18 protein-coding genes are annotated in these 20,461 nt (G+C 47.2%); 7 read left to right on the top strand and 11 right to left on the bottom strand.

Annotated features, from left to right (window positions below; translation table 11 throughout):
* Positions 1-189: 189 nt before the first annotated feature.
* Complete coding sequence (gene kch / locus C0K55_RS05275; protein ID WP_000020081.1) at positions 190-1,431, top strand: voltage-gated potassium channel protein; 1,242 nt, start codon at positions 190-192, stop codon at positions 1,429-1,431.
* Between the two features lie 34 nt (positions 1,432-1,465).
* On the opposite strand, the gene C0K55_RS25870 is transcribed toward kch, so the two are convergent.
* Entirely contained in the window at positions 1,466-1,639 is a 174-nt protein-coding gene (locus C0K55_RS25870) for a YciY family protein (protein WP_122983112.1), read from the bottom strand.
* Between the two features lie 142 nt (positions 1,640-1,781).
* Between C0K55_RS25870 and cls the strand changes: the two genes are divergently transcribed.
* Both cls and C0K55_RS05260 read left to right on the top strand, forming a co-directional pair.
* Positions 1,782-3,242, top strand: coding sequence for a cardiolipin synthase (gene cls, locus C0K55_RS05265; protein WP_000214527.1), 1,461 nt, complete (start codon positions 1,782-1,784; stop codon positions 3,240-3,242).
* Between the two features lie 34 nt (positions 3,243-3,276).
* Positions 3,277-3,606 (top strand): HI1450 family dsDNA-mimic protein, encoded by a 330-nt coding sequence (locus C0K55_RS05260; RefSeq protein ID WP_000366964.1) that lies wholly within the window; start codon positions 3,277-3,279, stop codon positions 3,604-3,606.
* A gap of 50 nt (positions 3,607-3,656) precedes the next feature.
* On the opposite strand, the gene oppF is transcribed toward C0K55_RS05260, so the two are convergent.
* The 6 genes from oppF to ychE form a co-directional block, all read right to left on the bottom strand.
* Positions 3,657-4,661, bottom strand: a complete 1,005-nt coding sequence (oppF, locus tag C0K55_RS05255) for a murein tripeptide/oligopeptide ABC transporter ATP-binding protein OppF (RefSeq protein ID WP_000994879.1) — start codon at positions 4,659-4,661, stop codon at positions 3,657-3,659.
* Positions 4,658-5,671 carry a murein tripeptide/oligopeptide ABC transporter ATP-binding protein OppD gene (oppD, locus tag C0K55_RS05250; protein WP_000110968.1) on the bottom strand — a complete coding sequence of 338 codons (1,014 nt, stop codon included), beginning with the start codon at positions 5,669-5,671 and terminating at the stop codon, positions 4,658-4,660. Before oppD ends, oppF begins: the two co-directional genes overlap by 4 nt.
* Positions 5,672-5,682: 11 nt before the next feature.
* The gene (oppC, locus tag C0K55_RS05245) at positions 5,683-6,591 is read right to left on the bottom strand and encodes an oligopeptide ABC transporter permease OppC (RefSeq protein ID WP_000979659.1); all 909 of its coding nucleotides are present in this window, start codon (positions 6,589-6,591) and stop codon (positions 5,683-5,685) included.
* Between the two features lie 14 nt (positions 6,592-6,605).
* Positions 6,606-7,526, bottom strand: coding sequence for an oligopeptide ABC transporter permease OppB (oppB, locus tag C0K55_RS05240; RefSeq protein ID WP_000911114.1), 921 nt, complete (start codon positions 7,524-7,526; stop codon positions 6,606-6,608).
* 85 nt (positions 7,527-7,611) lie between these two features.
* Positions 7,612-9,243, bottom strand: coding sequence for an oligopeptide ABC transporter substrate-binding protein OppA (gene oppA, locus C0K55_RS05235; protein WP_105266002.1), 1,632 nt, complete (start codon positions 9,241-9,243; stop codon positions 7,612-7,614).
* 733 nt (positions 9,244-9,976) lie between these two features.
* A complete protein-coding gene (gene ychE, locus C0K55_RS05220) occupies positions 9,977-10,624 on the bottom strand; it encodes an NAAT family transporter YchE (RefSeq protein ID WP_000616766.1) in 648 nt (215 codons plus the stop codon).
* Between the two features lie 478 nt (positions 10,625-11,102).
* Between ychE and adhE the strand changes: the two genes are divergently transcribed.
* A complete protein-coding gene (gene adhE / locus C0K55_RS05215) occupies positions 11,103-13,775 on the top strand; it encodes a bifunctional acetaldehyde-CoA/alcohol dehydrogenase (RefSeq protein WP_000301631.1) in 2,673 nt (890 codons plus the stop codon).
* Between the two features lie 320 nt (positions 13,776-14,095).
* Here the strand turns inward: adhE and tdk are convergent, their stop codons facing one another.
* On the bottom strand, positions 14,096-14,713 hold the full coding sequence (gene tdk, locus C0K55_RS05210; protein WP_000068068.1) for a thymidine kinase: 618 nt from the start codon (positions 14,711-14,713) through the stop codon (positions 14,096-14,098).
* A 599-nt stretch (positions 14,714-15,312) separates the two neighbouring features.
* On the opposite strand from tdk, the gene hns reads away from it, so the two are divergent.
* Positions 15,313-15,726 carry a histone-like nucleoid-structuring protein H-NS gene (gene hns / locus C0K55_RS05205; protein WP_001287385.1) on the top strand — a complete coding sequence of 138 codons (414 nt, stop codon included), beginning with the start codon at positions 15,313-15,315 and terminating at the stop codon, positions 15,724-15,726.
* A gap of 143 nt (positions 15,727-15,869) precedes the next feature.
* Here hns and galU read toward each other — a convergent pair whose 3' ends face one another.
* The 3 genes from galU to rssA all read right to left on the bottom strand — a co-directional run bounded on the left by galU (position 15,870) and on the right by rssA (position 18,991).
* A complete protein-coding gene (gene galU / locus C0K55_RS05200) occupies positions 15,870-16,778 on the bottom strand; it encodes a UTP--glucose-1-phosphate uridylyltransferase GalU (RefSeq protein ID WP_000719000.1) in 909 nt (302 codons plus the stop codon).
* Between the two features lie 201 nt (positions 16,779-16,979).
* Positions 16,980-17,993 carry a two-component system response regulator RssB gene (rssB, locus tag C0K55_RS05195; RefSeq protein ID WP_105265989.1) on the bottom strand — a complete coding sequence of 338 codons (1,014 nt, stop codon included), beginning with the start codon at positions 17,991-17,993 and terminating at the stop codon, positions 16,980-16,982.
* Between the two features lie 86 nt (positions 17,994-18,079).
* Positions 18,080-18,991 (bottom strand): patatin-like phospholipase RssA, encoded by a 912-nt coding sequence (gene rssA / locus C0K55_RS05190; RefSeq protein WP_024191887.1) that lies wholly within the window; start codon positions 18,989-18,991, stop codon positions 18,080-18,082.
* Between the two features lie 112 nt (positions 18,992-19,103).
* Between rssA and C0K55_RS05185 the strand changes: the two genes are divergently transcribed.
* Positions 19,104-19,562: a YchJ family protein gene (locus C0K55_RS05185; RefSeq protein ID WP_085448993.1), complete on the top strand. Its 459-nt coding sequence runs from the start codon at positions 19,104-19,106 to the stop codon at positions 19,560-19,562.
* A 49-nt stretch (positions 19,563-19,611) separates the two neighbouring features.
* On the top strand, positions 19,612-20,454 hold the full coding sequence (gene purU / locus C0K55_RS05180) for a formyltetrahydrofolate deformylase (protein ID WP_000555861.1): 843 nt from the start codon (positions 19,612-19,614) through the stop codon (positions 20,452-20,454).
* Positions 20,455-20,461: the final 7 nt, after the last annotated feature.

Below are 20,461 nucleotides of genomic sequence, written 5' to 3'. Positions count from 1 at the left end.
GATATATCATCAGCATATTCAGGGGAAAAATACATAATATCCTCCCCTTATGCGACAGAGCGCCTTAAAACCTTTGATTGCGACGGATAAAGTCATCTACTATTGATTAACACATTCATGAGTCGTATGTATGTTCACATTATGTACGCGTAAAGATAATTAAACAAAATTGTGGTTACAGAGGTATCAGTGAGTCACTGGGCTACATTCCGGCAAACAGCGGTAAATTTATGGGTGACACTACGGCACGATATTATCGCGTTGGCCGTCTTTCTAAATGGATTGCTTATTTTCAAAACAATCTATGGCATGTCGGTCAATCTGCTCGATATTTTCCATATCCAGGCATTTTCAGAACTTGACCTCTCCCTTCTGGCGAATGCACCTCTGTTTATGCTGGGTGTCTTTCTTGTACTGAACTCAATCGGCTTGCTGTTTCGGGCAAAACTGGCGTGGGCGATCAGTATCATTTTATTGCTGATTACACTTATCTACACCCTACACTTCTATCCCTGGCTGAAATTCAGCATTGGGTTTTGCATCTTTACACTGGTGATTTTGCTGGTGCTGCGCAAAGACTTCTCCCACAGTAGTGCCGCAGCCGGAACAATTTTCGCTTTTATTAGTTTTACGACGTTACTATTTTATTCCACCTATGGCGCGCTTTATTTAAGCGAAGGTTTTAATCCGAGAATAGAGAGTCTGATGACGGCCTTCTATTTTTCGATAGAAACGATGTCAACGGTGGGCTATGGCGATATCGTCCCTGTTTCTGAATCGGCACGTCTGTTTACTATTTCGGTCATTATTTCCGGCATTACTGTTTTCGCCACCTCCATGACGTCTATTTTTGGTCCGCTTATCCGCGGAGGATTCAATAAACTTGTGAAAGGAAACAAGCATACGATGAATCGTAAAGATCACTTTATTGTTTGCGGGCACTCCATTCTGGCAATCAACACGATTCTGCAACTGAATCAACGCGGACAAAATGTGACTGTTATCAGTAATCTGCCAGAAGATGACATCAAACAACTCGAACAGCGATTAGGTGACAATGCTGATGTTATTTCCGGGGACAGCAATGACAGTTCGGTATTAAAGAAAGCGGGAATCGATCACTGCCGGGCTATTCTGGCGCTCAGTGATAACGATGCAGATAACGCTTTTGTCGTCCTGTCGGCTAAAGATATGAGCAAAGATGTCAAAACAGTGCTTGCCGTCAGTGATAGCAAAAATCTCAACAAAATTAAAATGGTACATCCGGACATCATTCTCTCGCCGCAACTGTTCGGCAGTGAAATCCTGGCGCGTATTCTCAATGGTGAAGAAGTTAATAATGATATGCTCGTCTCAATGTTGCTGAACTCCGGGCATGGTATTTTCAGCGATAAGAACGACGATGATGGCAACGAAACTGTGAAAAAATAAAACCGGATGGGCACCGTGATGGTGCCCGGCTCATTCAGATATTATAGATCGCAAACAATAACGAGTTACGCTGTTTGTTTAGAAGGCACTTCCTGATGCTGTGGATACGCATATTTCGGCGCGACTGCCCCTCAAGCCAACGCGATTTCCGTCGGCTAGCCTGACGCTGCATGCGCCAGCGCCCCACTTCCGTTCTACTCCGCTTCATGTTAACTACTCTATGCAATAACAGAGTGGTCATTATACCTCCGCCCCCGACGCTGACCAGTGCTTTTCCGGTGTTTTTATTTGCCAGATGAATCCATATGCGTAAACTCATAACAATGCGCTTTCAAAAGGATTTCTAATCTATGACAACCGTTTATACGTTGGTGAGTTGGTTGGCCATTCTGGGATACTGGTTGCTCATTGCAGGCGTAACATTACGCATTCTAATGAAACGACGCGCCGTTCCCTCCGCTATGGCCTGGCTGTTGGTCATTTACATTCTGCCTCTGGTCGGAATTATTGCCTATCTGGCAGTCGGTGAACTGCATTTAGGCAAGCGCCGCGCCGAACGTGCAAGAGCGATGTGGCCTTCTACGGCTAAATGGCTTAACGATCTTAAAGCCTGTAAACACATTTTCGCGGAAGAAAATAGCAGTGTCGCCGGGCCGTTATTTAAGCTCTGCGAGCGCCGTCAGGGTATCGCGGGCGTTAAAGGTAACCAACTGCAACTGATGACCGAGTCTGATGATGTGATGCAGGCGTTGATCCGTGACATCCAACTGGCTCGCCATAATATTGAGATGGTGTTTTACATCTGGCAGCCCGGCGGCATGGCAGATCAGGTGGCTGAGTCGTTGATGGCCGCAGCCCGCCGCGGTATTCATTGCCGACTGATGCTCGACTCTGCCGGGAGTGTGGCTTTCTTTCGCAGCCCGTGGCCGGAGCTGATGCGTAATGCTGGTATCGAAGTGGTCGAATCCTTAAAGGTTAACCTGATGCGCGTATTTTTACGCCGCATGGATCTGCGCCAGCACCGCAAGATGATCATGATCGATAATTACATTGCCTATACCGGTAGCATGAATATGGTCGATCCACGTTTCTTCAAACAGGATGCGGGAGTAGGACAATGGATTGACCTGATGGCCCGCATGGAAGGTCCTATTGCTACCGCCATGGGGATTATTTATTCCTGCGACTGGGAGATTGAAACCGGAAAACGCATTCTGCCACCGCCGCCTGATGTCAATATTATGCCGTTTGAACAGTCCAGCGGTCATACGATCCATACCATAGCTTCTGGCCCCGGCTTCCCGGAAGACCTGATTCACCAGGCGTTACTCACCGCTGCATATTCAGCACGCGAATATTTAATCATGACGACGCCCTACTTCGTGCCCAGCGATGACTTACTTCACGCGATTTGCACAGCAGCACAGCGCGGAGTTGATGTCAGTATTATTCTGCCGCGTAAAAATGACTCAATGCTGGTAGGCTGGGCCAGCCGCGCATTCTTTACTGAACTGTTGGCCGCTGGGGTTAAAATTTATCAGTTTGAAGGCGGGTTATTACATACCAAGAGCGTGCTGGTCGATGGCGAACTAAGTCTGGTGGGGACTGTGAACCTTGATATGCGCAGCCTGTGGTTAAATTTTGAGATCACGCTGGCGATCGACGATAAAGGTTTTGGTGCTGACCTGGCTGCTGTTCAGGACGATTATATCTCGCGCTCACGTCTGCTTGATGCGCGGCTGTGGGCAAAACGACCGCTCTGGCAGCGCGTTGCCGAGCGACTGTTTTACTTCTTCAGTCCGTTGCTGTAAAACGTCGCCAACAGATGTTAAACGGGTAGTGACTATGGATATGGATTTAAACAATCGCCTGACTGAAGATGAAACGCTTGAGCAGGCTTATGATATTTTTCTCGAACTGGCCGCAGATAATCTCGATCCGGCGGATGTTCTGCTGTTCAATCTTCAGTTTGAAGAACGTGGCGGTGCGGAGTTATTCGACCCGGCAGAAGACTGGCAGGAACATGTTGATTACGATTTGAACCCGGACTTTTTTGCAGAAGTGGTGATTGGTCTGGCGGACAGTGAAGATGGTGAAATTAACGATGTTTTCGCCCGTATCCTGTTATGTCGCGAAAAAGATCACAAACTTTGCCATATCATCTGGCGTGAATAAATATCGCTTTTGGTGTGAAAAAGGGCTGACGGTTGTCAGCCCTTTTGTTTTTAAAGCGGATCGACTTTCAGGCAAGAGACCGCGTGTCTGAAACTGCCCTCCAGCACCGGGCGCGTTTTGGCACATTCCGGGCCGGCGATCGGGCAACGTGTGCGGAACACACAACCAGACGGAGGATTGATGGGCGAAGGCAATTCCCCTTCCAGTAACTGGATGGATTTGTTCTTCTCCAGATCCGGATCAGGAATTGGCACCGCCGACATCAAGGCTTTGGTATAAGGATGCAGCGGATTGTGGTAGACCTCATCATACGTCCCCAGCTCCACCGCGTGTCCGAGATACATCACCAGCACGCGATCGGAAATGTGTTTTACCACTGCCAGATCGTGAGCAATAAAAATTAATGACAATCCCATCTCACGTTGCAACTGCTGGAGCAGGTTCACTACCTGTGCCTGAATTGACACGTCCAGCGCCGAAACAGGCTCATCGCAGATAATCAGTTTCGGTTCAAGAATGAGTGCACGTGCAATTCCGATACGCTGGCACTGCCCCCCGGAGAACTCATGCGGATAGCGGTTAATCAGGTTAGGTAGCAAGCCGACTTTCATCATCATCGCCTTCACGCGCTCACGGACTTCCTGGCGTGACATTTTCGGATGATAGGTACGCAGCGGTTCAGCGATGATCTCGCCAATCGTCATACGTGGGTTAAGAGACGCCAGCGGGTCCTGAAAAATCATCTGGATATCACTGCGAACGGCACGCCATTCATCAGGCTTCATCCCTAACAACTCTTTTCCTAACCACGCGACGCGCCCATCGGTCGCTTTAACCAGGCCGATAATAGCGCGGGCAAAGGTGGATTTACCGCAACCGGATTCCCCTACTACGCCTAATGTCTCCCCTTCATAAAGTCGAAGTGTGACTCCATCAACGGCTTTCAGGGTTTTCGCCGGTTGCCAGAACCACTGTTTGCCATCTTTAATCTCAAAGTGAACTTTCAGATCGGCAATTTCCAGGAGAACTTTTCTTTCTTCCGTAACAGCATTCATAACAGTTCCCCCACTGGTTTAAAACAGGCGCGCAGGCGACCTGGCGTGAACTCTTCCAACGGCGGCGCACTGCTACAAATTTCCATCGCATGTGGACAGCGCGGCTGGAACGGGCAACCTTTTGGTAAACGTAGCAGGTTTGGTGGATTTCCCGGTATGGTCAACATAGCTTCACCTTCCGCATCAAGACGCGGCACCGCATTGAGTAAACCGATAGAGTAAGGATGAACGGGCTGATAAAAGACATCGCGTGCGTTGCCGTATTCCATGGTGCGCCCGGCGTACATCACCAATACTTTGTCACAGATCCCCGCCACCACACCCAGATCGTGGGTGATCATAATGATGGCAGTATTGAATTCCCGTTTCAGGTCATTCAATAGCGTCATGATTTGCGCCTGCACAGTCACGTCCAGCGCAGTGGTAGGTTCGTCAGCAATCAGCAATTTAGGCCGACACAACAATGCCATCGCAATCATTACACGCTGACGCATACCGCCAGAAAATTCATGCGGGAACATCTTCATGCGCTTACGCGCTTCCGGCATTTTTACGGCATCAAGCATCCGCACCGACTCTTCAAACGCTTCAGCCTTGCTCATACTCTTATGCAGCATCAGCACTTCCATCAACTGCTCACCGACGCGCATATACGGGTTCAACGAAGTCATCGGGTCCTGAAAAATCATCGAGATTTGTTCAGCGCGCAGTTTATTGAGTTCGCGTTCTGGCAGGTTGAGGATCTCACGGCCATTAAAAGTGGCCGATCCACCAATGTGTCCGTTCGCGGCCAGCAGCCCCATTAAAGCAAACGCGGTTTGCGACTTACCGGAACCAGACTCACCCACGATACCCAACGTTTCTCCGGCACGCAGAGAAAAATTCAAATCATTGACCGCTGTGACGTCGCCGTCCGGGGTACTAAATGTCACTCGCAAATCCTTCACGTTCAGCAGTGCGTTAGCCTGTTGCTGTGCAAGCGGTACGGTTGCAGTTTCAATTACGCTCATGGCTGCACTCCTTAACGATCTTTCGGGTCGAGGGCATCACGTAAGCCATCCCCGATAAAGTTGAAACAAAACAGCGTCACCACAAGGAAACCGGCCGGAAACAGCAGCAACCAGGGCGAAACTTCCATCGAGTTCGCACCATCACTTAGCAATGCGCCCCAACTACTTAACGGCTCTTGCGTACCCAGCCCCAGGAAGCTAAGGAAAGACTCAAAGAGGATCATGCTTGGCACCAGTAGCGATGCGTACACCACCACTACGCCGAGCACGTTCGGCACAATGTGGCGAATCACGATACCGGGCGTAGAGACTCCACCAACTTGTGCTGCCTCAATAAACTCTTTGCGCTTCAGACTAAGGGTTTGCCCACGTACGATACGCGCCATATCCAGCCAGGAAACCATGCCAATCGCCACGAAAATCAGCAGAATGTTTTGGCCAAAGAAGGTCACCAGCAAAATGACGAAGAACATGAATGGGAAGGAATTGAGGATTTCCAGCAAACGCATCATTACCGAGTCCACCTTGCCGCCAAGATAACCGGAAAGCGAACCGTAAAGCGTACCTACGACTACAGCCACCAGCGCCGCAGCAACCCCGACCATGAGTGAGATACGCCCACCAATTGCAACACGTACCAGCAGATCGCGTCCGGATGAGTCAGTACCAAAGTAGTGACCGGACTCCATATCTGGAGCGCTGGACATCATCGCCCAATCGGTATCGTCATAGGCAAATTGCGAAAGCATCGGTGCCAGGATAACAAACAGAGCAATCAGCACCAGTACAATGAGACTGGCGACCGCCGCACGGTTATGCATAAAACGACGGCGTGCGTCCTGCCATAAACTGCGCCCTTCGACCTCCAGCTTTTCACTGAAATTTTCCAGCGTCTCGCTGTTTTTCTTACTTAACATCATCGCGAGCTCCAGTATCAGTAACGGATTTTCGGGTCGATAACCGCATATAGCACATCGACAATGGCATTGAACAAAATGGTTAATGCACCAACCAGAATGGTCAGGCTTAAAACCAATGAATAGTCACGGTTCAACGCGCCATTAACAAACAATTGCCCGATCCCAGGTAAACCATAAATGGTTTCGATGACCATAGAACCGGTAATAATGCCGACAAATGCGGGTCCCATATATGAAAGTACGGGTAACAGCGCAGGTTTTAATGCGTGGCGAAGGATAATTCTGCGCATAGGTAAACCTTTCGCGCGGGCAGTGCGAATAAAGTTGGAGTGTAAAACTTCAATCATTGAACCACGGGTAATACGCGCGATACTGGCGATATAGGCGAGTGACAACGCCACCATCGGTAATATCATGAATTTCAGCGCCCCGCCATTCCATCCGCCGCCGGGTAGCCAATGCAAAATGATCGCGAATATCATGACTAATAATGGCGCAACCACAAAACTGGGGATAACCACCCCGGTCATTGCCAGCCCCATCACGGTATAGTCCCATTTGGTGTTTTGTTTTAATGCGGCAATAACGCCAGCACTCACACCCAGCACCACCGCGAGGAAAAATGCAGCGGCACCCAATTTTGCAGAAACAGGAAAACTGGATGCAACCAGGTCATTGACCGAATAATCTTTATATTTAAAAGACGGACCGAAATCGCCATGCGCCAGTTGTTTCAGGTAGCTGAAATACTGTGTCATGATCGGATCATTAAGATGATATTTCGCTTCTATATTGGCCATCACTTCTGGCGGTAACGTGCGTTCACCAGTAAAAGGACTTCCCGGGGCGAGGCGCATCATAAAGAACGAAATAGTAATAAGAATAAATAGCGTCGGAATCGCTTCCAGACAGCGACGTAGAATAAATTTTAACATTGCCGTACCTTCTGGCCTGTGCCTTCTGTAATGCGATAAAAACCAGACACCGTGGAGCAGGACTCGCCTACCCCACGTATTGCCATTAGTGCTTCACAATGTACATATTTCTGGTGTAGGTGTTATCCAGCGGATCTTTACCGGTATAACCTCCAACCCACGGTTTTACCAGACGCGCGTTCACGTAGTAATAAACCGGAACAATGGCCGAATCTTTATCCAACTGTTGCTCTGCTTTGGTGTACAACGCCGTGCGCTGCGCCTCGTCAGTGGCTTTCAGCGTTTCCGCCATAATACTGTCAAACGCAGGGCTCTTATAATGCGCGGTGTTCATCGAGCTGTTCGACAGCATGGTGTTCAGGAAGGAGGTCGGTTCGTTGTAGTCGGCACACCAACCTGCACGAGCCACATCAAAAGTTCCCTGGTGACGGGTGTCAAGGAAGGTTTTCCATTCCTGGTTAACCAGTTTGACGTTAACACCTATGTTTTTCTTCCACAGCGAAGAGGCGGCAATGGCCAGCTTTTTATGCAGATCGGACGTGTTATATAGCAGGTTAATCGTTAACGGTTTGTCTGCAGTATAACCCGCTTCGGCCAGCAGTTTTTTAGCTTCTTCGTTACGTTTTTCCTGGCTCCAGCCAAACCATTCCGGCTGAGTTAATTTTGCACCATCAGTATAAGGAGGTGTGTAACCATAGGCTGGCATATCGCCCTGTGCTTTAACTTTATTAACAATGATATCGCGGTCCATACCCAGTTTCAGCGCTGTACGCACGCGCACGTCGTTGAATGGCGCTTTCTGGTTATTAATTTCGTAATAGTAGGTACACAGATATGGGTCGACGTGAACTTCGTCCGGGATCTCTTTTTTCAGTTTCTGGAACAGCTCGATCGGCATGTTGTTATAAGTCATATCGATTTCACCGCTGCGATAGCGGTTTACATCGGTAACTTCAGAAGCGATCGGCAAATAAGTCACCTGATTAATAACCGTTTTCGCGTTGTTCCAGTAAGTCGGGCTGCGCTCAAGAACGATACGTTCGTTAACGACCCAATCTTTTAATGTATAGGCACCGTTGGTGACGATATTACCCGGCTGAGTCCATTTTTCGCCAAATTTCTCAATGGCGGCTTTTGGCACCGGAGAAGTAGACGGGTGAACCAACAATTTATAGAAGTACGGAACAGGCTCACTTAATGTAACTTCTAACGTGTGATCATCGATGGCTTTCACGCCGAGATCGGTAATCGGTTTTTTCCCTTCGAGAATTTCATCAATACCGGCAATATGCCCATATTGCAGATAACTTGCATAGGGAGACGCCGTGTTCGGATCAACAGAACGTTGCCAACTATATACAAAGTCTTGCGCAGTGACTGGCGTGCCATCAGACCATTTCGCATCTTTACGCAGATGGAATGTCCAGACTTTAGCGTCTTTATTATCCCAGGATTCAGCAACGCCCGGAGCCGGATGGCCGTCGAGATCGCTGACCAATAAGCCTTCAAACAAGTCGCGGCTGATATTAGACTCCGGAACCCCTTCAATTTTGTGCGGATCTAATGATTGAACTTCAGAACCATTATTGCGCACCAGCGTTTGTTTTTCTGCGAGCTGAACACCCGCGGGCACATCAGCCGCCAACGTGACATTCCCTGCCATAAGCGCAGCCAGAACGCCTGCTGCGACTAAACTTCTCTTGGTGATGTTGGTCATTGTTTTTTGGACTCCCTCATTATAATTACTGGTTTGAACCAGCATGTGTAATCCCGGATTGGGACCCTGGACAGATTCGGAGACTTTCTGCTGCCAGGTTACTTTATCGTTACGCTTTACTATCACCGACTTTGTTTATTCTGGTGATTCGGACGACCACCTTACGTCGATTCTTACTGTGCCTCCCCTGTCGAGACACATTTATTTACTGCAGCAATTTTTATTGTTAATAATTCCCATTACCAATAAAATTGCCTGATGGTTGGCCGGAAAGTATCAAATGCGCTTCTTGCTCGCCAATACATTTTGCAAAATTGTTAAGCAATTCTCTTTTATTGACCATGACAGTACCTAACCCCCCCATCAAGCCGCCAATAAAATCATTTAAAAACATAAAGATAGAAAATTAGGAAGCAAGACTGTCTTTTCTGGTAACCATTATGATAGAGAAATGCACAATAATTTAACAACAGCTCATTATTTAGCACATTCCTCTACCAAATCCAGTGGAATTACTAATATCATTTCAATTATTCTTCAGCAAGACCCTGAATTATGATGTCGCGAAAATAACATGATGAGGAGGAGCGCGAGGTAAGGATATTCTTATAACTGGCTGTAATGTGAGAAAAAATATTTATCTATTTCGTTTGCTTCTGATAACTGCGTTGGGCCAAAGTAAAAATAATGACGAAAAAACGGAGCACTATGACTCCGTTTCGGATGAAAGGAATTAATTGAGCAGGCCAGGGAAAATCCCTTTGATTCCATTAACAATAAATTCAATCCCTAATGCCATCAGTAACAACCCCATAATACGGGTAATCACGTTGATGCCGGTCTGGCGCAGAACCCTTACCAGCCAGGGAGCCATACGGAATAAGCCCCAACAACATAAAGCAAACAACGCGATTGCCACAAAAAAACCGAACAAGTAACCAATGCTGTGATAACGCGTTCCCCAAACGATAGTTGAGCTGATCGCTCCCGGCCCTGCCATCAAAGGCAATGCGAGCGGTACAACGCCGATGCTTTCACGAATTGCGGTTTCTGATTTTTCTTGTTTGTTCTGTTTATCCTCGCCAAGTTTGCCACTGATCATCGACATCGCAATTGTGACCACCAGAATGCCGCCCGCGATACGGAACGAATCAATCGAGATGCCAAAAAGTTGCAGAATCGTGTCGCCAAGAAAAAGCGCAATCCACAAGATGATCGCTACCGACAGGTTGGCGGTCAGATTTGTTTTGTTTCTCGCTGCCGCGGTCTGATAGCTGGTCATACTGATGAACACAGGGATGATCCCAACAGGGTTAACCAGCGCAAATAACCCGATAAAAAACTTAAAATAAACGGGAAAATCAAAGAGTGTCTGAATCACAGTTAGCTCCGAAGCAAAGGCCGGATAATGTTAGTCATAACCAAGGGTAAAAAATACGCGCTGACAATACGCCTTTTGGCAGCATTTTTCACCTCCTAACTGCTTAAAATCACTATCATTCATTATTGTTATCTAGACGTACAAAACATGCTAATGTAGCCAACAATAAATACTACAATTTATTAACTATTAGCTTTTGTAGCTAAAAGCGGAGCTGAAAGGTGTCAGCTTTGCTGAATTTTGATCTAGATCACGCAATCAGTACCCAGAAGTGAGTAATCTTGCTTACGCCACCTGGAAGTGACGCATTAGAGTTCAATGACTCTAATGTTTAAACTCTTTTAGTAAATCACAGTGAGTGTGAGCACGAGTAAGATTTTGATTTTCAAAGGTTAAGCAAATCATCATCGCACTGACTATACTCTCGTATTCGAGCAGATGATTTACTAAAAAAGTTTAACATTATCAGGAGAGCATTATGGCTGTTACTAATGTCGCTGAACTTAACGCACTCGTAGAGCGTGTAAAAAAAGCCCAGCGTGAATATGCCAGTTTCACTCAAGAGCAAGTTGACAAAATCTTCCGCGCCGCCGCTCTGGCTGCCGCAGATGCTCGAATCCCACTCGCGAAAATGGCCGTTGCTGAATCCGGCATGGGTATTGTTGAAGACAAAGTGATTAAAAACCACTTCGCTTCAGAATATATCTACAACGCGTATAAAGATGAAAAAACCTGCGGTATTCTGTCCGAAGACGACACTTTCGGTACTATCACTATCGCTGAACCAATCGGTATTATTTGCGGTATCGTTCCGACCACTAACCCGACTTCAACCGCTATCTTCAAATCGCTGATCAGCCTGAAGACCCGTAACGCCATCATTTTCTCTCCACACCCGCGTGCAAAAGATGCAACTAACAAAGCTGCTGACATCGTTCTGCAGGCTGCTATCGCTGCTGGTGCGCCGAAAGATCTGATCGGCTGGATCGATCAACCTTCTGTTGAACTCTCCAACGCGTTGATGCACCACCCTGACATTAACCTGATCCTTGCAACCGGTGGTCCAGGTATGGTTAAAGCGGCATACAGCTCCGGTAAACCAGCTATCGGCGTAGGTGCAGGTAACACCCCAGTTGTTATTGATGAAACTGCTGATATCAAACGTGCTGTTGCATCTGTACTGATGTCCAAAACCTTCGACAACGGCGTAATCTGTGCTTCTGAACAATCTGTTGTTGTGGTTGATTCTGTTTATGATGCTGTGCGTGAACGTTTCGCGACCCACGGCGGCTACATGCTGCAGGGCAAAGAACTGAAGGCAGTTCAGGACGTTATCCTGAAAAATGGCGCGCTGAACGCAGCTATCGTTGGTCAACCGGCGTATAAAATTGCTGAACTGGCAGGCTTCTCTGTTCCAGAAAATACTAAGATTCTGATCGGTGAAGTGACTGTTGTTGATGAAAGTGAGCCGTTCGCTCATGAAAAACTGTCCCCGACTCTGGCAATGTACCGTGCGAAAGATTTCGAAGACGCGGTAGATAAGGCAGAGAAACTGGTTGCTATGGGCGGTATCGGACATACCTCTTGCCTGTACACCGACCAGGATAACCAACCGGCACGCGTTTCTTACTTCGGTCAGAAAATGAAAACTGCCCGTATCCTGATCAACACCCCGGCGTCTCAGGGTGGTATCGGTGACCTGTATAACTTCAAACTCGCACCTTCCCTGACTCTGGGTTGTGGTTCCTGGGGTGGTAACTCCATCTCTGAAAACGTTGGTCCGAAACACCTGATCAACAAGAAAACCGTTGCTAAGCGAGCTGAAAACATGTTGTGGCACAAACTTCCGAAATCTATCTACTTCCGCCGTGGCTCCCTGCCAATCGCGCTGGATGAAGTGATTACTGATGGCCACAAACGTGCGCTCATCGTGACTGACCGCTTCCTGTTCAACAACGGCTATGCTGACCAGATCACTTCCGTATTGAAAGCGGCTGGCGTAGAAACTGAAGTCTTCTTCGAAGTTGAAGCAGACCCGACTCTGAGCATCGTACGTAAAGGCGCAGAACTGGCGAACTCCTTCAAACCGGACGTCATTATCGCGCTGGGTGGTGGTTCCCCGATGGACGCTGCGAAGATCATGTGGGTTATGTACGAACACCCGGAAACTCACTTCGAAGAACTGGCGCTGCGTTTTATGGACATCCGTAAACGTATCTACAAGTTCCCGAAAATGGGCGTGAAAGCGAAAATGATCGCAGTCACCACCACTTCCGGTACAGGTTCTGAAGTGACTCCGTTTGCGGTTGTAACTGACGACGCTACTGGTCAGAAATATCCGCTGGCAGACTATGCGCTGACCCCGGATATGGCGATTGTTGACGCCAACCTGGTTATGGATATGCCGAAGTCCCTGTGTGCTTTCGGCGGTCTGGACGCAGTCACTCACGCTATGGAAGCTTATGTTTCTGTACTGGCTTCTGAGTTCTCTGATGGTCAGGCTCTGCAAGCGCTGAAACTGCTGAAAGAATACCTGCCAGCGTCCTACCACGAAGGGGCTAAAAACCCGGTAGCACGCGAGCGTGTTCACAGTGCAGCAACTATCGCAGGTATCGCGTTTGCGAACGCCTTCCTGGGTGTATGTCACTCAATGGCGCACAAACTGGGTTCCCAGTTCCATATTCCGCACGGTCTGGCAAACGCCTTGCTGATTTGTAACGTTATTCGTTACAACGCAAACGACAACCCGACCAAGCAGACTGCATTCAGCCAGTATGACCGTCCGCAAGCACGCCGTCGTTATGCTGAAATTGCAGACCACCTGGGTCTGAGCGCACCGGGCGACCGTACTGCTGCTAAGATCGAGAAACTGCTGGCATGGCTGGAAACGCTGAAAGCAGAACTGGGTATTCCGAAATCTATCCGTGAGGCTGGCGTTCAGGAAGCTGACTTCCTCGCGAACGTAGATAAACTGTCTGAAGATGCATTCGATGACCAGTGCACCGGCGCTAACCCGCGTTATCCGCTGATCTCCGAGCTGAAACAGATTCTGCTGGATACCTACTATGGTCGTGATTATGTAGAAGGTGCACCAGCAGCAAAGGAAGCAGCTCCGGCTAAAGCAGAGAAAAAAGCGAAGAAATCCGCTTAATCAATAACTCTGTATAACAGTATAAACGGTCCCTTTTGGGGCCGTTTTTTGTTTTTGTCATAAACCGATACTATGCAAGATCAAATAACTCAGCAGCGTTAGTATTCTCATATTTATACTGTTATCTAATGTGCGAAAACTGCGATAACCTGTAAACGACTCTACTTCGTAGATGACGAAGCATCGGAGCACTAAAACCGTTTGGTTACACTTTTAGCGATGGTTAAGAGTAGGGAAGGATTTATGACTCGGAAGAAGTTAGTAAAACGAACTGACAGGATAAAGGCGTCCCGTTCATCCTGTCAGTAAAGAAAATCTTATTAATCGTGTTGGTGTTTTTCCTGAATAGCCGTCAGAGAGCCGACTTCTAACGCTTCTTTATAGTGTTTACGGCAAACTGAGACATAACGCTCATTACCACCAATAACCACCTGCTCGCCTTCGTTATAAGGTCTACCCTCCTGATCGAGACGTAACACCATGCTTGCCTTACGGCCACAAAAGCAGATGGTTTTTAATTCGACCAGTTTGTCTGACCATGCCAGTAAGTATTGGCTGCCGGTAAATAATTCACCGCGAAAATCGGTACGTAAACCATAACAAAGTACAGGTATATCGAGTTGATCGACAACCTCCGATAATTCATATACTTGTTGTCTGCTTAAAAACTGGCATTCATCAACCAATACACAATGAATTGCCTGTTGTTCATGCTCCGCACGAATCTCATCAAATAATGATGAATTTTGGTTAAATAATTTTGCAGGTGATGACAAGCCTATACGCGAACTGACTTTCCCAGCTCCGAAACGATCATCAATTTCCGCCGTATATACGACAGTGCGCATACCGCGTTCCTGGTAATTGTATGAAGATTGCAACAATGCCGTAGACTTACCCGCATTCATTGCGGAATAGTAGAAATATAGCTGTGCCATCAGCCACAGACCCTCAATGATATGAAATAAAGTTGGTTGAAGTTTATCATAATTCGCCAGTTTTACAGTGCAACAGTACGCGCAGAAGAGGTATATACGTCATTCTTTTAGAAGGATGGCATAATCCTTCAGAGCTATCATTGCGACTGCTTTGCTTGTTATAACTGCGTAAATGACTCCTGGTAACTATTCACAATCTTTAACTTGTTGCACAAGTAATAACCCCCTGTTGACCTCCAGCATACGGCAATACAAAGTCCCTGCACTTATTGCAACTGTTCTACTTTTCATCATTCGCTTAATAGGGGATTTCGTAAACATGACTAATACCGAAGAGTAAAAGGTGCCAGCACATGTTAATCCCTACATAAAATGTGACATGAATCAGGAAGTTTTAACCTTAGGTGGTGCAAAAGTACCGATGCAAATAGGGCTATATGCCGCGTCTTTTCTGACTAATTTTATGAAAAGATATTTATTGGCGGCACAAAATAAAGAACAATTTTGAATTCCTTACATTCCTGGCTATTGCACAACTGAATTTAAGGCTCTATTATTACCTCAACAAACCACCCCAATATAAGTTTGAGATTACTACAATGAGCGAAGCACTTAAAATTCTGAACAACATCCGTACTCTTCGTGCGCAGGCAAGAGAATGTACACTTGAAACGCTGGAAGAAATGCTGGAAAAATTAGAAGTTGTCGTTAACGAACGTCGCGAAGAAGAAAGTGCGGCTGCTGCTGAAGTTGAAGAGCGCACTCGTAAACTGCAGCAATATCGTGAAATGCTGATCGCTGACGGTATTGACCCGAACGAACTGCTGAATAGCATGGCTGCTGTTAAATCTGGCACCAAAGCTAAACGTGCACAGCGTCCGGCTAAATATAGCTACGTTGACGAGAACGGCGAAACCAAAACCTGGACTGGCCAGGGTCGTACTCCGGCAGTAATCAAAAAAGCAATGGATGAGCAAGGTAAATCTCTCGACGATTTCCTGATCAAGCAATAATCTTTTTTAGATTCAGCTTGCTTAAAATCCCGCCATTGGCGGGATTTTTTATTGTCCGTTTTAAGACTATCCAATAAGAATAAGCTATAAAAAAACGGCATTGATAACTCAATGCCGTTCCGTAGAAAACATCGCTATAGATGTTACTTCTTAATGCCCATCTCTTCTTCAAGCCAGGCTTTAAATTCAGTACCCAGTGTATTGTGACGAATACCGTATTCGACAAATGCCTGCATGTAACCTAATTTATTACCACAGTCATGGCTCTTCCCTTTCATATGATAGGCTTCAACCGTTTCTTTCTCGATCAGCATATCAATAGCATCGGTCAGTTGAATTTCATCGCCTGCTCCCGGAGGAGTTTTTGCCAGCAGCGGCCAAATATCAGCGCTAAGTACGTAACGACCAACAATAGCGAGATTAGATGGTGCAACATCTGCTTTCGGTTTTTCTACTACACCAACCATCGGCACACTTTCACCAGGCGCTAATTCCACACCTTTGCAATCCACAACACCATATGCTGTCACATCAGCAACAGGTTCAACCATGATCTGGCTATGACCAGTTCCATCAAAGCGGCGGATCATCTCTGCAAGGTTATCCTGCGACAAATCGGATTCGTATTCATCCAGAATAACGTCTGGCAAAATAACAGCCACAGGTTCATCACCAACGACCGGGTGAGCACACAATACCGCGTGCCCCAGACCTTTCGCCAGCCCCTGACGAACTTGCATAATAGTCACGTGCGGCGGACAAATAGACTGCACTTCATCAAGCAACTGGCGTTTTACACGTTTCTCCAGCATAGCTTCCAGTTCAAAACTGGTATCAAAGTGGTTTTCAATAGAGTTTTTAGATGAGTGAGTAACCAGCACAATTTCAGTAATGCCAGCCGCAATACATTCATTCACGACGTATTGAATTAATGGCTTATCGACAAGCGGTAGCATCTCTTTCGGGATAGCTTTTGTCGCCGGCAACATCCTGGTTCCTAATCCCGCTACCGGGATAACGGCTTTTTTGACTTTCGTGTTAATGGCAGCCATTTAAATTCTCCTGGACTGTTCGTGTATTGAACGTGTTCATATTTCTGTATCACATCCCAGTATATCAGTACCCTGACAAGGCCTGGTTCCGAAAAGGATGTGAGTTAACATAATTAAGACAATTACTTATACGAATGGCGACGATAGTACCACCAGCCAACATTAGCGGGTAATGCAATTTTATCCAAAATTATCGTTTGCTCATTCCGCAGACAACATCAACCGCAGCCTTCCACCGGTTCCCCAAATTTGGCATTGCCAGGCATCACATCGCTGACTCAATTGATTCAAATAGGCATTACCTAATGTCCCTAACGGAACGCCATTACTGATTTGAATCTGGTGTTCGCCCGCATTCAACGTCGCATTCAAGCCTGCGGAAACCAGAATGAGATTTTTCAATTCACGATGATAATAGCCGACTAATAGCGGAAACTGACCAGGCAAATTGGCCTGGCGTAGTAAATGGTTTACCTGCTTCAATAACGCGCCTAACTCTGGCAAACGTTGATTTTGGTGCGCAAGCTGTTCCTGTAATAAGCCATTAAACAGCGCACGTAATAACAAAGCGGCAAGGACGCCATTATGTCCAGCTCGGGTTACATCAAGACAATAAAAAGCCAGATCATTTTCCGATAGTGCTGCAATATCAAGTACCAGACCAGGTTTATCAACAGCTACGAGTTGGCGATAATTAACCCGGCAATGGGAAATCTCCTGCTGAACCGGTGGTTGTAATTCTTGCAATAATTTCGCGGCAGCGGTGGGATTATCCACCATTGCATCCCAGTCGCGAAAAAGTCTTTCTTCTTCCTCAACCCGGGAGTTAAACATGCTGGGATAAAGACAAGCAAAAACCATCTCACGCAGGCGATTAAGATCTTTAACCGGTTTCAGCAAAACATCTTCTACCCCCAGGCGTAACGCTTTCGCAATATCTGCCATATTTTCCGTAGCAGAAATCACCAGGACAGGAGTTTGATCCCCCCGGTTACGGATATGCTCCAGCAGTTTTAAGCCATTCATTCTTGGCATTGCAATATCACATATCATCAGATCGGGTGTGAAACCTCCCAGTAGCTCAAGGGCATCCACCCCATCAGCCGCCAGTACCGTTGTCGCTCCCAATGAGGAAAAACACGAATCCAGAAGCGAGCGAAAGACTGGCTCATCTTCAACTATGAGAATCTGTTTTCCGACCAATGGCTGCGTCATGTTCTCTCCCCTGACTGGCTTTATTCAATAGTGACATGCTATTGCCATCAGTGCCTGTCAGAATTAACTTAAGTGTAGATAAAAAATCAGATTAAAACGTTAGTTCGAACCAGCGGTAAAAGTTCATCCATTTTCTTTTCTACCGCCAATTGTCCTGCCGCAATCGCGGCGTTGGCACGATGAAAATCCAGGGTAGATATCTGCGGACATAAAGGTTGAATCAGAATATCAGGCGGGTCTCCAGCCATGCGGTTTCGTTTGAGGCGGTTTTCCAGCACCTGGATTGAGGTAGTCATAATTTCTGTCGCTGTCGGTGCCGTGACAGCCCGGCGCGCAGTAAAACTGCTTAACCGCTCTTTCAGCCGTGCATGCCACGGTAAAGCATCTTCAGTGTCATCATTTTCAGTACTGACATTGAATGAAAGAAGGTCTTGTTGCATCAAGTGCGCATCGTGCTGGAGATCAACCGCTATTACGATATCAGCGCCCATCGCACGCGTGAGGGAAATAGGAATCGGATTAACAACTGCGCCATCAACCAGCCAATAGCCGTTATGAGCAACCGGTGCCATCAGGCCGGGAATGCTGCATGATGCTCGAATAGCAAGATGGAGATCGCCTTCGGTAAACCACAGTTCTCTCCCCGTACTTAAATTTGTGGCGACCGCAGCGAAACGGCGTGAACAATTTTCTATCTCTGTTTCCGGCATAATTTCGCGATACCGATTGAATACACGCTCACCGCGCAGCAATCCGCCACGCTGCCAGGAGAGATCCATCAGCCGTAAAACATCCCAGTAGCTAAAAGAGGTGACCCACTCTTCCAGCGCGGACAGGCGATCACATGCATAGGCTGCGCCCACCAGCGAACCGATTGAACATCCTGCAACGATATCTATTTCAATGCCCATTTCTTTTAGCGCGTTAATGACGCCAATATGCGACCATCCTCGCGCCGCGCCGGATCCTAGCGCCAGCCCTATTTTTATCTTTCTCATTATTCCTGCAAGCTTCCCCTGGAATGCAGCCGTAGCCACATCGCTACTGCTCGGTTAACATAGTGCTACGCAGGCGATTAATACGCCGTTATTGTTTCCAGGGAGATTATTTGTGTCTGAGCTTTGTCCCTGTGGTAGTGCTGTCGAGTATAGCCTATGTTGCCACCCTTATGTGTCTGGTGAAAAGGTTGCACCTGATCCTGAACATCTCATGCGTTCGCGTTACTGCGCTTTTGTGATGCAAGACGCAGATTATTTAATAAAGACCTGGCATCCATCCTGTGGCGCTGCAGCGTTGCGTACCGAATTGATGGCCGGATTTGCGCATACCGAATGGTTGGGGCTGACCGTATTTGAACGCTCATACCATGAAGGTGATGACGTAGGTTATGTTAGTTTCGTCGCTCGATTTACCGAACAGGGTAAAACAGGAGCGATAATTGAACGTTCGCGATTTTTGAAAGAAAACAGTCAGTGGTACTATATTGACGGTACACGTCCACAGTTTGGCCGCAACGATCCCTGCCCTTGTGGTTCAGGTAAAAAATTTAAAAAGTGCTGCGGCCAATAATGGTTGACGGTACGGTTAAGCAAACACTCTCAACAAGGTTTTTCCAGCAATGCATTCACTCCAACGAAAAGTTTTGCGTACCATTTGCCCGGATCAAAAGGGTCTGATCGCGCGTATTACTAATATTTGCTACAAGCACGAGTTAAATATCGTGCAGAACAATGAATTTGTTGATCACCGCACCGGGCGCTTTTTTATGCGCACGGAGCTGGAAGGCATATTTAATGATTCCACCCTGCTGGCGGATCTCGATAGCGCATTGCCGGAAGGTTCTGTGCGTGAGCTCACTCCCGCCGGTCGTCGTCGGATAGTCATTCTGGTCACTAAAGAAGCACATTGCCTTGGCGATCTGCTGATGAAAGCCACTTATGGCGGACTGGATGTGGAAATAGCGGCAGTCATCGGCAACCACGACACTTTGCGTTCACTGGTGGAGCGTTTTGATATCCCGTTTGAACTGGTCAGCCATGAAGGATTAAGTCGTAACGAACACGATCAGAAGATGGCAGATGCTATTGATGCTTATCAGCCTGATTACGTGGTGCTGGCGAAATATATGCGTGTATTAACGCCGGAGTTCGTGGCGCGCTTTCCGAATAAGATTATCAATATTCACCATTCATTCCTGCCGGCATTTATTGGCGCACGCCCGTACCATCAGGCGTATGAGCGCGGGGTGAAGATTATTGGTGCAACAGCACACTACGTAAATGACAATCTGGATGAAGGTCCAATCATCATGCAGGACGTTATTCATGTGGATCATACTTACACTGCTGAAGATATGATGCGGGCAGGTCGTGATGTCGAGAAAAATGTATTAAGCCGCGCGCTTTACCAGGTTTTGGCCCAGCGCGTTTTTGTTTACGGTAACCGGACGATTATTCTTTAATCGCCAG

The sequence above is a fragment of the Escherichia sp. MOD1-EC6098 genome, from assembly GCF_002965865.1.
Lineage (GTDB): Bacteria > Pseudomonadota > Gammaproteobacteria > Enterobacterales > Enterobacteriaceae > Escherichia > Escherichia marmotae.
This window is presented reverse-complemented; position numbering and strand designations above follow the sequence as displayed.

Bases quoted from the DNA above. Each gene is read 5' to 3' on its own strand.
- C0K55_RS25870 (WP_122983112.1), bottom strand. From the start codon at position 1,639: ATGAAGCGGAGTAGAACGGAAGTGGGGCGCTGGCGCATGCAGCGTCAG.
- cls (WP_000214527.1), top strand. From the start codon at position 1,782: ATGACAACCGTTTATACGTTGGTGAGTTGGTTGGCCATTCTGGGATAC.
- C0K55_RS05260 (WP_000366964.1), top strand. From the start codon at position 3,277: ATGGATATGGATTTAAACAATCGCCTGACTGAAGATGAAACGCTTGAG.
- oppF (WP_000994879.1), bottom strand. From the start codon at position 4,661: ATGAATGCTGTTACGGAAGAAAGAAAAGTTCTCCTGGAAATTGCCGAT.
- oppD (WP_000110968.1), bottom strand. From the start codon at position 5,671: ATGAGCGTAATTGAAACTGCAACCGTACCGCTTGCACAGCAACAGGCT.
- oppC (WP_000979659.1), bottom strand. From the start codon at position 6,591: ATGATGTTAAGTAAGAAAAACAGCGAGACGCTGGAAAATTTCAGTGAA.
- oppB (WP_000911114.1), bottom strand. From the start codon at position 7,526: ATGTTAAAATTTATTCTACGTCGCTGTCTGGAAGCGATTCCGACGCTA.
- oppA (WP_105266002.1), bottom strand. From the start codon at position 9,243: ATGACCAACATCACCAAGAGAAGTTTAGTCGCAGCAGGCGTTCTGGCT.
- adhE (WP_000301631.1), top strand. From the start codon at position 11,103: ATGGCTGTTACTAATGTCGCTGAACTTAACGCACTCGTAGAGCGTGTA.
- tdk (WP_000068068.1), bottom strand. From the start codon at position 14,713: ATGGCACAGCTATATTTCTACTATTCCGCAATGAATGCGGGTAAGTCT.
- hns (WP_001287385.1), top strand. From the start codon at position 15,313: ATGAGCGAAGCACTTAAAATTCTGAACAACATCCGTACTCTTCGTGCG.
- galU (WP_000719000.1), bottom strand. From the start codon at position 16,778: ATGGCTGCCATTAACACGAAAGTCAAAAAAGCCGTTATCCCGGTAGCG.
- rssB (WP_105265989.1), bottom strand. From the start codon at position 17,993: ATGACGCAGCCATTGGTCGGAAAACAGATTCTCATAGTTGAAGATGAG.
- rssA (WP_024191887.1), bottom strand. From the start codon at position 18,991: ATGAGAAAGATAAAAATAGGGCTGGCGCTAGGATCCGGCGCGGCGCGA.
- purU (WP_000555861.1), top strand. From the start codon at position 19,612: ATGCATTCACTCCAACGAAAAGTTTTGCGTACCATTTGCCCGGATCAA.